This is a genomic window from Acinetobacter sp. FB (assembly GCF_056033405.1).
The window spans coordinates 541,912-555,145 of record NZ_CM148502.1; the positions used below are offsets into that span (position 1 = coordinate 541,912).

The window sequence follows — 13,234 nt, forward strand, 5'->3', positions numbered from 1 at the left end:
TCTCCTTAAATACTCAACTTAGTCAAATTACGGCGTTTGCCATAAATGAGCTGGACGACAGCACGGGTTACAGTAATCGCCGTAAACATTGAACATACGATACCGATCATCAAGGTGACCGCAAAGCCTTTGATTGGACCTGTACCAATTGCGAACAAGATAAATGCCACGATGAAAGTGGTTAAGTTCGAGTCGAAAATGGTGTTATAGGCACGATCATAACCTGCGACAATTGCTTGTTTAGGGGAGGCGCCCCAAAGCATTTCTTCTCGTATACGTTCGCAGATCAGTACGTTGGCATCAACCGCCATACCAATACCAATGACGATCCCCGCGATACCTGGTAAGGTGAGGGAAGCACCAATCCATGACATAAAAGTTAAAATCATGGCAAGGTTGAACACCAAGGCAAAGTTTGCAATTAAGCCAAAGAGACGGAAGAAAACAACCATCCAAATTGCAACCAATAAGAAACCGATTTGAGTCGATAACACACCCTTATCAATATTCTCTTGACCAAGACTTGGACCAACAACACGTTCTTCTACAAAGTACATTGGTGCAGCTAAAGCACCTGCTCGAAGCATCAAGGCAAGTTCTGCTGCCTCTTGAGGTGAATCTAAGCCAGTGATACGGAATTGTGAGCCCAATACAGCTTGAATAGTTGCCGCATTGATGACCACAGATTCTGTATATGGTGTGCGTACTTCAGTTTGAGCACCCGTCTTAGGATCAGCAACATAAGAGATCTTTTGTTTATTTTCAATAAACAATACCGCCATACGTTTACCCACGGCATTACGTGTTGCATCTGCCATGAGCTTACCACCAGCGGTATCTAGGGTGATATTTACTTCAGCGCCACCAGAATCTTGACTAAAACCAGAGCTTGCATTTTGAACACGCTCACCTGTCAAAATACGATTACGTTGTAAAAGAAGTTGACGACCGCTGTCCAGAGATTGATAAGCAAAAACCTCAGTACCGGGTGGAAGTGGTTGGCCATTATATTTGCCAGTGTATTGATCAATATATTGATCATTACTGTCAGCAACTAAACGGAATTCTAAGTTCGCGGTACGACCTAATACACGTTTTGCTTCAGCAGTATCTTGGACACCCGGTAGCTCAACCACGATACGGTTACTACCTTGCGTTTGTACCAATGCTTCTGCTACACCAAGTTCGTTAATACGATTACGTAATGTAGTTAAGTTTTGGTTGACTGCATAAGACTGAATTTCTTGACGACGAGTATCTGTATAATTCAGTTTTAGAGTCGCGCCAGATGTCGTTGCAACTGCTTGTTGAGTAAACTCATTACCGTTACGACGTAAAAAATCTGCCGCGGCATCACGATCTGCATTGTCAGCAAATTGGATCGTAATGGTGTTATTACTTAAAGCAAGGTTATTAAATTTAATTTTGTTGTCACGAAATTGACGACGCAAATCAGTCGCAGATGTTTCCATACGCTGACCAATCGCTTTATCCATGTCGACTTCAAGCAAGAAATGTACACCGCCACGTAAGTCCAAACCGAGTTTCATCGGTTTAGCCCCAATCTTTCGCAACCATTCTGGTGTTGTTGGTGCAAGGTTGAGTGCAACCACATATTCATCACCTAAGTCACGGCGCAACACTTCTTTGGCTTTTAACTGTGCTTCTGAAGAGTTTAATCGTAATAATGCCGCATTATTGGTGAAGCTATTGTCGTGACTGCTAATGTTGGCAGTTTTTAAAATCTGCTCCGCTTTTTGCACAATGGTTTGATCTATTTTTGTGCCTGCTTTAGCGCCTGAAATTTGGACAGCAGGTTCATCTGGATACAAACTAGGAAGTGCATATAACGTACTGATCACAAGTACCACAAGGATCAGTAAATATTTCCATGCAGGGTAACGCATTCGCTTTCTTCTTAAATGAAAAAGTCGTGCTGAGGCACGACTATCTTATGATTAAAGGTTATTTAGTGTGCCTTCAGGTAATACTGAAATGACACTCGCACGTTGAATTTTTACATCGACACCACGGCTGAGTTCAACGACTGCAAAGTCACCATCAAGTTTGGTAATTTTTCCCATCAAACCGCCTGCAAATACGATTTCACTACCCACACCTAAGCTTTCGATTAAAGAACGATGCTCTTTAGCACGTTTTGCTTGAGGTCTCCAAATCAAGAAGTAGAAGATCCCAATAAATACAGCAATCATCAACAAGTTTGCCATCAGGCTAGGGCCTTGTGCAGCCGCTGGAGCAGCGTGAGCAGTAGAAATTAAAAAGCTCATTTCGATTTCCTAAAATTAAAAAGTCAAAAATTAATAATAAAATTCCAATTCGTTTTGCAATGTACCTTGTCTTGCGGTCAGGCGCAAATCTTGATGCAATTCATTCACATTAGTCTTCAGGACAAGCGGGAACTTCTAGACCACGACGTGCATAAAAGTCCTGAACATATTCGTCAAATGTGCCGTTATCCAATGCATCACGCATCCCTTGTGTCAGTCTTTGGTAATAACGCAAGTTATGAATGGTGCCGAGCATCGATGCCAACATTTCTCCGCATTTCTCTAAATGATATAAATAGGCACGGGTGAAGTTTTTACAAGTGTAACAATCACAATGTGGATCTAAAGGTCCTTTATCATGACGATATTTACTATTACGAATTCTTACCAGACCATCAGTGACAAAATAATGACCATTACGTGCATTACGGGTTGGCATGACGCAGTCGAACATATCGACACCACGGCGAACTGCCTCAACGATGTCTTCTGGTTTACCAACACCCATCAAATAACGTGGTTTGTCCTGTGGCATTTTGTTTGGTAAATAATCAAGTACCTTGATCATTTCTTCTTTTGGTTCACCAACTGATAAGCCACCAATTGCATAACCATCAAAGCCAACTTCTAATAAACCTTTAAGTGATTCATCACGAAGATCTTCATACATACCGCCTTGAATAATACCGAATAAGGCATTTTTATTCTTAAGCTCATCATGGTGGTGGGTTTTACAGCGTTTAGCCCAACGCAAAGACAGTTGCAGAGATTTTTGAGCTTCTTCATGTGTTGCTGGGTAAGGGGTACATTCATCAAAGATCATCACGATATCTGAATTCAGTACGTGTTGGATCTCCATTGAAATTTCTGGAGACAAAAACACCTTTGAACCGTCAATAGGAGAACGGAAAGTTACACCTTCTTCTTTGATTTTGCGCATTGCGCCTAAGCTAAATACTTGGAAACCACCTGAGTCGGTCAAAATTGGTTTATCCCATTGGATAAACTCATGTAGACCCCCATGCTCCTTGATCACTTCCAAGCCAGGACGTAAATATAAATGGAAAGTGTTACCTAAAATAATCTGTGCCTGAATTTCTTCAATATCACGAGGTAACATGCCTTTCACTGTACCGTAAGTACCGACAGGCATAAATACAGGTGTTTCAACCACACCATGCTCTAACGTAAGTCGACCACGACGGGCACGTCCCGACTGACCTAATTTTTCAAATTTCATGACACATCCATCAAGGCGAAAAAACAGTTCGCTGATCAAAAGCGGCTATTTTCCTTGATTATGGCGTGTAGTTCTACTACTAAATGTAGCGTAAGTTAAAAAATAAAAAAGCCAATCAAGATAAAGCTTAGATTGACTGATATTCAAGTAAAAATAAATTTTAAAAATTCGGTTTATAGTCAAAATTTTCAGTTGCAAGATTATCCTTAAACGGGCGAATGGCTTTCTTGGATAAGGTTAGGGTATTGATCAGGTTGTTGGGGAACACCTCGATTTGGTTATTAAACAATTCTACGTTACGGTTAAATATCGTGATTGCCGCACCCACATTCTCGTTTTGTTCCTGAATATCATCCATCATTTTGCTATAAAGTGCATCAGCTTTCAGTTCAGGATAATTTTCCACTACCACATTCAAACTACGAATCAGTTCCTTACTCATTTTCTCAATCTGTTGTAATTGAGAAATATCGGTATCATTGACATTCAGATTCAGAATTTGTTGGCGTAATTCAGTCACTTTTTCCAAAGTTGATTTTTCAAACTGAGTATATTGATCTAATGTTGCTTCCAATGCTTCTAAAGTCTTTACTTTTTGACGCTCAAAGTTAGCAACTTCTGACCAAGCACGTTTAGTCGCATTAAAATAACGAACAATATTGTTGCGTGTGTAAATCGCCCATACAACGATCACAACAAAAATTCCCAAGAATATGAGTAAACCGGTCATCGTCATTCCCCTTATTATGTTTTCCCTAAGCCCTGTCTCAAAGAGATAAAGGGAATTTATTGAATTAAATTAAGCATCAATTGCTGAAACTTTTGATATTGCGGCATGGTCATGGTACGTAAATGTCCACGTAATGCTGAAATATCATGGATTTCACTGCGTTTACTGGCGGTTTGGAAAAGGTTTTGTTCGCCGAGGTAACACATAATTTGCTCTTCATGATGATAAATTAAATCCCCAGTAAAATGTTGAAAAAAATCATGTAGCTTTAAGGTGAGGCTGGGACTAATTTCTTTTGCTAATTGATGTTGATCGACCCCAAAAATATTTAACTCTTGGTTAATTAAAATATCGCTGCTTTGCCATGAATTTGTATATGGTTCAAAAAAACGAGAACGTTTATTGCTGATTGCTATTCCTGAAGCAGGCATTTGAAAAATAAAAGCGCCCCATAGATCTTTGTGAATTTCTTTGGCAATTTTCTGATTGCTATTTTCTTCCTGAAAAATGGGTAGTTCACTGACATAGTGATATTGAAACAATAAAACTTGATGTTCTGTCGTACCATCATGCCATGTAGTTGAAGCATATTGGGTGATTTCGTTAGATTCAGTGCCACGATTAAATAATGGGAAAAATTGCTTCAATCTACTGATCACCAATAACGGCTGTGCTTGAATGGGTAAATAAGCGGGTAGCTGTTGAAATTGCAGACCATAACGTAAGACGGTCATGCGTTGTTCGAGATATGTAATGACCTGGGTGAGTGGCTCTTTCGGCTCATACAGCAAATATGCTAAAAAGCCAGTCAAAAAAGCAGCGAGGAGGCTAAAGATATACTGAATATGTGGGTGAAAAAAATAGCCAAATACTAATGTGCAGACGCTTACAATGCCTAAAATAAAAGGCAATACATTAAAAAAGCATAAGCTATGATCATCACGCCACGGATGTAAAGCATCCAGCAAATCTTGATCACTATGTGATTTTTGCCCTATATCCCAAAGCCGAGCAATATTGCGGAAAACCTGCGCATTTTTTTTTCGTCTTATATGTAAGGCTTGTTCTACAGTATCGATCGGCATCGTTCTATTTAAATCAGCTGTTTAATTGATCCACTAGCATAGCATCACCATAGCTAAAGAAACGATAGCGTTGTTCAACAGCATGTTGATAAGCCGCTAAAATGTGGTCTCGATTTGATAATGCAGAAACCAGCATCAGCAAAGTTGATTCTGGTAAATGGAAATTAGTAATCAAACGATCTACGATACAGAATTGATAACCTGGATAAATAAAGATTTGCGTATCACCTGTCCAAGCCGCAATTTGTCCTTGATTAGCTTGCGCAGCACTCTCTAAGGCACGAGTCGCAGTCGTTCCAACAGCAATCACTTTATTACCACGAGCTTTAGTTTCTAAAATTAGATCAATTGTGGCTTGGGGCACATCACACCATTCACTGTGCATAATATGATTGGTGATGTCGGTGGTACGTACAGGCATAAAGGTGCCTGCACCTACGTGTAAGGTCACAAAAGTCTTTTGCACGCCTTTAGCAGCTAATTTTTCTAATAAGCCTTGGTCGAAATGTAGGCTTGCTGTCGGCGCTGCAACACTGGCAATTTTTTCAGGATCGTGGAATACAGTTTGATAACGCTCAGTATCAATCTCTTCGGCTTCACGGTTGAAATATGGTGGAATAGGGAGTTGACCGTATTGATCCAGTACCGACAAAATTGGTTGTGAAAACTTCACCACAAACAGATTTTCATGGCGACCTTGTACGGTGACAGGAACGGCATCTTCACCGATATACAGTTCTGCGCCTGCTTTAGGTGAGTTACTTGATTTGATATGGCAATGTGCGGTGTGGGTGTCCAGCATGCGCTCAACCAGTACTTCGATTGCGCCACCTGTAGCGCGTTTGCCTTTTAAGCGTGCTTTCATGACTTTAGTATCATTCAGTACCAGCAAATCACCTTCTTCAAGTAAATCAAGAATATCGGTGAAAACATGATCGTGATACTGACCTTGAGCATCGATATGGAGTAGGCGAGATGCGCTACGACTATCTAGTGGGTAGCGAGCAATAAGTTCATCAGGAAGATCAAACGAAAAGTCGGAGAGTTGCATACATCTAAAACATTGCAAAAAATTGGGTGTAGTATAGTCTTTTTTGTGTTTTCTCGCTGAGTTCACGTCTTTATAAGCAGAAAAATATCTGAGTGATTTAAAAGTGAGCAATAAGCGATAGTTAGTGTTTGACAATAGAATCAAACAGGTTATGATACGCAACACAAAGCATCGCACTCTTCCCGAGGTGGTGAAATTGGTAGACGCGGCGGACTCAAAATCCGCTGTCAGAGATGACGTGTCGGTTCGAGTCCGACCCTCGGGACCAAGATTCAAAGACCCCAAGCTGGTATTAAAAGCTTGGGGTTTTTTAATGCTTATGATTTTTAATTAAAAATTATGTTTCAAGAATAAAGGTTAACAAAGAATTGAATCTTAGACTTCATATTGAAAGCATTTATAATTTTGAATTATTTAAATATTTTTACATCATAATTGTTTCTAAAGAGCTTTAATATTGATGTTTGGATCCTTCTAATAGGAACAGTGGCGACATTTATTGTTGGAATCTTAGTTGCTTTTATTTCAGGAATATTATTTCTGAGTGTGGATGCATTGATTGAGATATATGATGATTTGAAAGTTCAGCAAATTTCCAAAAATTAGATTCTCTACGGAATTAATTTAAGTTTAAATTTCATGAAAGTTCACGTTTTGTTGCGAATTGGTTCAATCATGAATTGCCTTTTATGTTAAAGTTTGTTAATAGTAAGTGATGGTTTTGACATTTTTTCTTAGTGATTCGTAAATAACCGTATAACGATAATACACGAGAGGCGGGCATGGCTATTCAATTATTAGAATTACAGCAAGCCGATAAATTAAGTGCTTGTAAAATTTCGCTTTCTTTGGGCTTGAATTCTGAGCAAAATTTGCTTGAACAATTTTTACAGTTTAACCGTAAATTGATGCAAGCAGATACTGCTTTGCTCGCATTCCATCAAGAACCCTACCTTTGGCATTGTTGCGCAGAAAAGTTACAAGTAGTTGATATTTCAAAAATTAGTAAAAGTCTAAATACACTATTTGTAAATGGTGATTTGATCGATCAACAACACCCTCAATATCAGAGCTTATTGGCCTTTCTAGCGCCATTCAAACGTAAAATACAAACTGCAATTGCAATACACTTAAGGCATCCAGATCAAACATCATTAGGATATCTGGTTTTATTTGATGATGTTGCACAAGATTTCAGCGAATTACAAAAACAATTACTTCAAGAGCACTGTATGAGTTTTATGCAGAAACTGGAGTTAAAGGTCAATCATGACGAACTGAAAGAATTATACGAGCAAGAAGCTGCATTAAACTTTAGTAAAACTAAATTCTTTTCAATTATATCTCATGATCTACGAGCACCATTTCATGGTCTATTAGGTTTCTCTGAAATATTGGCAAAAGAGCGCGACACTTTAGATGAATCTAGCATTCAGAATATCGCGGACTATCTTTACGATACTTCTCAGTCGACCTATAACTTGTTGGAAAGTTTATTAAATTGGTCGATGGCTGAAGGTGGGCGCTTTGTTTACCACCCGATTAATTTTAAGCTAAGACAGATTACCAATATTGTTACAGATGTCTTAAAAACACTGGCGATCAAGAAAAATATCCAGTTGATTAATGAAGTGGATGAAAATCTTAAAGTTTATGCTGATATGAATATGATCACTTCCGTGATTCAGAATTTAGTATCCAATGCGCTGAAATTTACTGATATTGATGGTTCTGGCAAAGTCTTTATTCAAGCTCACACTCAAGGTAACTTTGTTGAAATTTATATTAAAGACACTGGCTTGGGGATGACCCTTGAGCAGATTGAAACGCTATTTCAGCCGAGAATCACGGTCAGTTTTAAGGGTACTGCAGGTGAAAAAGGGGCAGGGCTAGGGCTAACATTGTGTAAACGATTCGTTGATCTAAATCATGGTGAAATTAGTGTTAGCTCGAATGAGGGTGAGGGCACAATCTTTAAAGTTGTATTGCCTGCTGCAAATGAACCAATAGATTTATGTGTAGAACAACATAAAACAAAAGCGAAATTAGCCTAAAGAGATTTTAAAGATAAGCGTGTAACTGATATAACTAATCCTAGATGATACGAGATTAGCCGAGCCTTTTTATATGAATGCGGAACAGCTACAGAAAACTTTAGTTGCCAGTCAATATGCTGAACAAGTTTTAAATTTATATCAAATACAATTAGAACAAGATTATTGCGAAGATCAATTTCTCCAATCACTTTCTACTGAAAGTATTCATGAAAAAGTTCAACAAGCTGTTGCCGATGTAATAGATGAGCACGCTTGGATGAAAGTATTACGAGTCTTGCGTGCAAAGTTGATGTTTCGTTGGATTTGGCAAGATGCTAATCAACTTACCAATGTGGTGACGCTGACACGTGAACTTTCAGATTTTGCTGATGCCAGTATTTGTGCTGCAAAAGCTTTTGCATTACCGTCACTCTTAGCCAAACATGGCGAACCGATTGGTTATTCAGGTCATTTACAAGATTTGATCGTGATTGGAATGGGGAAACTTGGTGCACAAGAACTTAACCTTTCTAGCGATATTGATCTAATTTTTGCCTTCGATGAGCAAGGTGAAACCAATGGGCGTAAATGTATAGATGTACAGCAGTTCTGCATTCTATGGGGGCAGAAGCTGATTTATCTGCTTGATCACATTACTGCAGATGGTTTTGTATTCCGTGTCGATATGCGCTTACGTCCGTGGGGTGATGGTTCAGCTTTGGCGATTAGCCACAGCGGGTTAGAAAAATATTTAAGTCAGCATGGGCGTGAATGGGAACGCTATGCTTGGATTAAAGCACGTGTGATTACAGGTGAGAAAGCTGGCGCAGAACTCATGGAAATGTCGCGTCCATTCGTTTTTCGCCGTTATGTCGATTATTCTGCTTTCGCTGCGATGCGTGAAATGAAAGCGATGATTGAACGTGAAGTCATGCGCCGTAATATTGAAGATGATATTAAATTGGGTGCGGGTGGCATCCGTGAAATTGAATTTATTGTTCAAGTTTTTCAGTTAATTTACGGAGGCTCTAAACGTGAATTACAAGATCGTCAATGTTTGGTAAGTCTACATCATTTGGGAAATGCTGAATTACTTGATCAACAGGCTGTAATTGATCTTGAAGATGCTTATTTATTTCTAAGACGGATTGAGCACGCGATTCAAGCACTCAATGACCAGCAAACCCAATCTCTGCCGACTGAACCTGAATTAAGACAGCGCATGTTAGATACTTTAGGATTTCACGATTGGTCTGCTTTCTTAGCGGTTTTGAATCAAAAACGCGACAAAGTTAAAGTTCAGTTTAAACAACTTATTCAGGAAAAAGAATTTGCTGAGCCCGTAGATGACTTTGTTCAGCTTGAGCAAAAACTGAATACTGTATTAGATGATGGTGCAAAGAATCTAATTCAAAACTTTTGGCATGGACAAGCACTAAGAAAAATTCCCGCGAGTGCTTTAGAGCGCTTAAAGAAATTCTGGCCACACTTGATCGAAGCGATCTTACAGTCAGATCAGCCACAAGTCGCTTTGTTGCGATTAATGCCTTTGGTTGAATCTGTACTTCGCCGTACGGTGTATTTGGTCATGCTCATGGAAAGCCGTGGTGCTTTACAAAGATTAGTTAAGATGGCGACGGTTAGTCCATGGATTTGTGAAGAGTTAGCACAATATCCAGTCCTGTTAGATGAATTCCTTTCTATGGATTTTGGTTTACCGCAGCGTAAAGACTTAGAAGATTCATTACGTCAACAATTATTACGCATCGAAATTGATCAAGTTGAAGATCAAATGCGCGTTTTACGTCTATTTAAGAAGAGCAATGTCTTAACTGTTGCTGCAAGCGATGTCTTAGCTGAAAGCCCATTAATGAAAGTGTCAGATGCACTGACGGATATTGCTGAAGTTAGCGTCCAAGCGACGCTTAATTTAGCTTATGAAGCAGTTGCTGAGAGACATGGTTATCCTTTAGGCAATAATGGTCAGCGTTGTAGTTTGGATAACAAAGGTTTTGCTGTGATTGGATATGGCAAGCTTGGTGGAATTGAATTGGGTTATGGTTCAGACCTAGATCTCGTTTTTATCCATGCCTTTGAAGAACATAGTGAAACTGATGGTCGTAAAGGCATTAGCGGGGCTGAGTTTGCAATTCGTGTGGCACAAAAGTTTATGTCTTTAATGACGACGCAAACCTTAGATGGGCGTGTTTATGAAATTGATACACGCTTACGTCCATCGGGTGAGGCGGGGATGTTAGTCACCAGCTTAAAAGCGTATGAGCAATATCAACAAAAAAGTGCGTGGCTTTGGGAACATCAAGCTTTAGTGCGTGCTCGTTCGATTGCGGGTGATGTGAATTTGTGTCAGCTTTTTGAGCATATTCGTTGTCAGATTTTGACTCAAAAACGAGATGAAAATGTCGTGCGTGAAGAAGTTTTGAAAATGCGTCAAAAAATGAAAGACCATTTGGGATCGTCTTCTGAACAAAAAAAACATGGCATTTTTCATTTAAAACAGGATGCAGGTGGTATCGTTGACATCGAATTTATGGCACAGTATGCAGTGCTTGCATGGGGCGGGACGAATCCAGATCTTGCCCATTATTCTGATAACGTAAGAATTCTTGAAGATGCTGCTCGAGCAGGCTGCTTATCCAGTGAAGATGCCACAGCACTCATCCATGCTTATCTCCGTGAACGAGCTGAGAGCCACCGTTTAGCGCTTGCAAATCAATCTATGCAAGTCAATGCTGCGGATTGGCACGATACCCGAGAGATCGTTTGCAAGTTATGGCAAAGGTTAATTGATCCAACTGCAATAGCATTGGAAAGTGAATGATTGTGTAAAAATTTGGAGTATGTGCCATGAATTTGGCTGATCGTGATGGTTTTATTTGGCAAGATGGAAAATTAGTTGATTGGCGTGATGCAAAAATTCACGTCTTAACACACACATTACATTACAGTATGGGTGTTTTTGAAGGCGTCCGTGCTTATGAAACCCCAAATGGTACAGCAATCTTCCGTTTGCAAGACCACACTAAACGCTTATTAAATTCAGCAAAAATTTATCAAATGAATGTACCATTTGATCAAGCGACTTTAGAGCAGGCACAGATTGATGTCGTGCGTGAAAATAAATTGGTTTCAGCTTATTTACGTCCTCTCATTTGGATTGGCTCTGAGAAACTAGGAATTGCTGCAACAGACAATACCATCCATGCTGCTGTAGCAGCTTGGTCATGGGGTGCATACCTTGGTGAAGAAGCGATGGCACGTGGTATTCGTGTTAAAACGTCATCATTTACGCACCACCATCCAAACGTGACGATGTGTAAAGCAAAAGCATGTGGTAACTATACTGTATCGATTTTGGCACACCAAGAAGTTGCACGTTCAGGTTATGACGAAGCAATGTTACTTGATCCTCAAGGCTTTGTTTGTCAAGGTGCAGGCGAAAACGTATTCTTAATCAAAGATGGTGTTTTGCATACACCTGACTTGGCAGGCGGTGCGTTAGAAGGGATTACCCGTCAAACCGTAATTACCATTGCTAAAGACCTTGGTTATGAAGTTGTTGAGCGTCGTATCACACGTGATGAGTTTTACATCGCTGATGAAGCATTCTTTACCGGTACTGCTGCGGAAGTAACGCCAATTCGTGAATATGATGATCGTGAAATCGGTTGTGGTTCACGTGGTCCGATTACCACTGTTATTCAAAAAACCTTCTTTGATGCAGTACAAGGTCGTAACGATAAATATGCACATTGGTTGACTTATGTAAAATAAGATCAAACCAGATCAATTAAGCGAAGCTCAGGCTTCGCTTTTTTATTGACGAATTAATACTAAAAAAAGTAATTCGCTCTATGCTAAGATGAGAACATATTCAGTGCATATGATTGAACGCTTTTATTTTTTCTGATAAAGACTGCTTTCATATCTCAAGTATTTAAGGTTATCAAATGGTAGATATTCAACAAAATTCGGCAACTCATGAAGATAATGTGATCTTGTGTATGAAGTGGGGAACCAAGTATGGTGCTGAGTACGTCAACCGTTTGTTTAACATGGTCAAACGTCATTTGACTTTACCTTTTAAAATGGTGTGCTTGACCGATCGTACCGAAGGTATTGACCCGAATGTTCACTGTTTTCCAATTCCATCATTGGATCTACCCGCAGGCAGTCCTGAACGTGGTTGGAATAAGCTTTCAACCTTTGAACCTGATCTCTATGGTTTAAAAGGCAATGCGCTGTTTCTTGATCTGGATGTGGTCATCATTGATAATATTGACTGCTTCTTCCAAGCGGAAGGGGAGTTCTTGGTGATTCACGATTGGAAACGTCCTTGGCGCATCACAGGCAATAGTTCGGTTTATCGTTTTAAACTCGGGGCTTTCCCCGATATTTTGCCGTACTTCCGTGCAAACTTTAATGAGATAAGTCAAAAGTTCCGTAATGAACAAGAGTACCTGTCTTGGTTTGTACATAAAGAAGGTAAATTGAGCTATTGGAATAAAGACTGGTGTAAGAGCTATAAATACCATTGCTTAAGAAAAGTTCCTTTCGCTTATTTCCAGCCACCCGTAAAACCCAAAGGCGCGAAAATCATTATTTTCCATGGTGAGATTAATCCACCTGATGCGATTAGTGGTGGCGGGGGTAAATGGTATCGTTATGTGTTGCCATCGGATTGGATTAAAGAGTCTTGGCAGTAATCCAAGTGTTATTCATCCTGAAAATGAAGGGATGCATAAAATAAAAAAATCAGGAGAAATACCTGATTTTTTTATTTTAA

10 protein-coding genes and 1 tRNA gene are annotated in these 13,234 nt (G+C 39.6%); 5 read left to right on the forward strand and 6 right to left on the reverse strand.

The features are described from left to right. Positions 1–5: 5 nt before the first annotated feature. The 6 genes from secD to queA all read right to left on the reverse strand — a co-directional run bounded on the left by secD (position 6) and on the right by queA (position 6,394). Positions 6–1,907 (reverse strand): protein translocase subunit SecD, encoded by a 1,902-nt coding sequence (gene secD, locus AC0JIQ_RS02630; protein ID WP_474202540.1) that lies wholly within the window; start codon positions 1,905–1,907, stop codon positions 6–8. Positions 1,908–1,958: 51 nt separating this feature from the next. Then, positions 1,959–2,288, reverse strand: a complete 330-nt coding sequence (yajC, locus tag AC0JIQ_RS02635) for a preprotein translocase subunit YajC (RefSeq protein WP_004664873.1) — start codon at positions 2,286–2,288, stop codon at positions 1,959–1,961. Positions 2,289–2,397: 109 nt separating this feature from the next. Then, positions 2,398–3,528 carry a tRNA guanosine(34) transglycosylase Tgt gene (gene tgt, locus AC0JIQ_RS02640; RefSeq protein WP_005162280.1) on the reverse strand — a complete coding sequence of 377 codons (1,131 nt, stop codon included), beginning with the start codon at positions 3,526–3,528 and terminating at the stop codon, positions 2,398–2,400. Positions 3,529–3,688: 160 nt separating this feature from the next. After that, on the reverse strand, positions 3,689–4,258 hold the full coding sequence (locus AC0JIQ_RS02645) for a LemA family protein (protein ID WP_004664869.1): 570 nt from the start codon (positions 4,256–4,258) through the stop codon (positions 3,689–3,691). 56 nt (positions 4,259–4,314) lie between these two features. Beyond that, positions 4,315–5,343 (reverse strand): hypothetical protein, encoded by a 1,029-nt coding sequence (locus tag AC0JIQ_RS02650; protein ID WP_474202541.1) that lies wholly within the window; start codon positions 5,341–5,343, stop codon positions 4,315–4,317. A gap of 13 nt (positions 5,344–5,356) precedes the next feature. Continuing rightward, complete coding sequence (gene queA / locus AC0JIQ_RS02655; protein WP_346510958.1) at positions 5,357–6,394, reverse strand: tRNA preQ1(34) S-adenosylmethionine ribosyltransferase-isomerase QueA; 1,038 nt, start codon at positions 6,392–6,394, stop codon at positions 5,357–5,359. A gap of 181 nt (positions 6,395–6,575) precedes the next feature. Between queA and AC0JIQ_RS02660 the strand changes: the two genes are divergently transcribed. From AC0JIQ_RS02660 to AC0JIQ_RS02680, 5 genes are all read left to right on the forward strand, one after another. Next, positions 6,576–6,662 (forward strand) — tRNA-Leu (locus AC0JIQ_RS02660). Positions 6,663–7,176: 514 nt separating this feature from the next. Next, positions 7,177–8,448 (forward strand): sensor histidine kinase, encoded by a 1,272-nt coding sequence (locus AC0JIQ_RS02665; RefSeq protein ID WP_474202542.1) that lies wholly within the window; start codon positions 7,177–7,179, stop codon positions 8,446–8,448. A 73-nt stretch (positions 8,449–8,521) separates the two neighbouring features. Then, the gene (gene glnE, locus AC0JIQ_RS02670) at positions 8,522–11,269 is read left to right on the forward strand and encodes a bifunctional [glutamate--ammonia ligase]-adenylyl-L-tyrosine phosphorylase/[glutamate--ammonia-ligase] adenylyltransferase (protein WP_474202543.1); all 2,748 of its coding nucleotides are present in this window, start codon (positions 8,522–8,524) and stop codon (positions 11,267–11,269) included. A gap of 26 nt (positions 11,270–11,295) precedes the next feature. Next, positions 11,296–12,222: a branched-chain amino acid transaminase gene (locus tag AC0JIQ_RS02675; protein WP_004664837.1), complete on the forward strand. Its 927-nt coding sequence runs from the start codon at positions 11,296–11,298 to the stop codon at positions 12,220–12,222. Between the two features lie 176 nt (positions 12,223–12,398). Beyond that, a complete protein-coding gene (locus AC0JIQ_RS02680) occupies positions 12,399–13,154 on the forward strand; it encodes a glycosyltransferase (RefSeq protein WP_474202545.1) in 756 nt (251 codons plus the stop codon). Positions 13,155–13,234: the final 80 nt, after the last annotated feature.

Bases quoted from the DNA above. Each gene is read 5' to 3' on its own strand.
- yajC (WP_004664873.1), bottom strand. From the start codon at position 2,288: ATGAGCTTTTTAATTTCTACTGCTCACGCTGCTCCAGCGGCTGCACAA.
- AC0JIQ_RS02650 (WP_474202541.1), bottom strand. From the start codon at position 5,343: ATGCCGATCGATACTGTAGAACAAGCCTTACATATAAGACGAAAAAAA.
- secD (WP_474202540.1), bottom strand. From the start codon at position 1,907: ATGCGTTACCCTGCATGGAAATATTTACTGATCCTTGTGGTACTTGTG.
- AC0JIQ_RS02665 (WP_474202542.1), top strand. From the start codon at position 7,177: ATGGCTATTCAATTATTAGAATTACAGCAAGCCGATAAATTAAGTGCT.
- AC0JIQ_RS02680 (WP_474202545.1), top strand. From the start codon at position 12,399: ATGGTAGATATTCAACAAAATTCGGCAACTCATGAAGATAATGTGATC.
- queA (WP_346510958.1), bottom strand. From the start codon at position 6,394: ATGCAACTCTCCGACTTTTCGTTTGATCTTCCTGATGAACTTATTGCT.
- AC0JIQ_RS02645 (WP_004664869.1), bottom strand. From the start codon at position 4,258: ATGACCGGTTTACTCATATTCTTGGGAATTTTTGTTGTGATCGTTGTA.
- glnE (WP_474202543.1), top strand. From the start codon at position 8,522: ATGAATGCGGAACAGCTACAGAAAACTTTAGTTGCCAGTCAATATGCT.
- tgt (WP_005162280.1), bottom strand. From the start codon at position 3,528: ATGAAATTTGAAAAATTAGGTCAGTCGGGACGTGCCCGTCGTGGTCGA.
- AC0JIQ_RS02675 (WP_004664837.1), top strand. From the start codon at position 11,296: ATGAATTTGGCTGATCGTGATGGTTTTATTTGGCAAGATGGAAAATTA.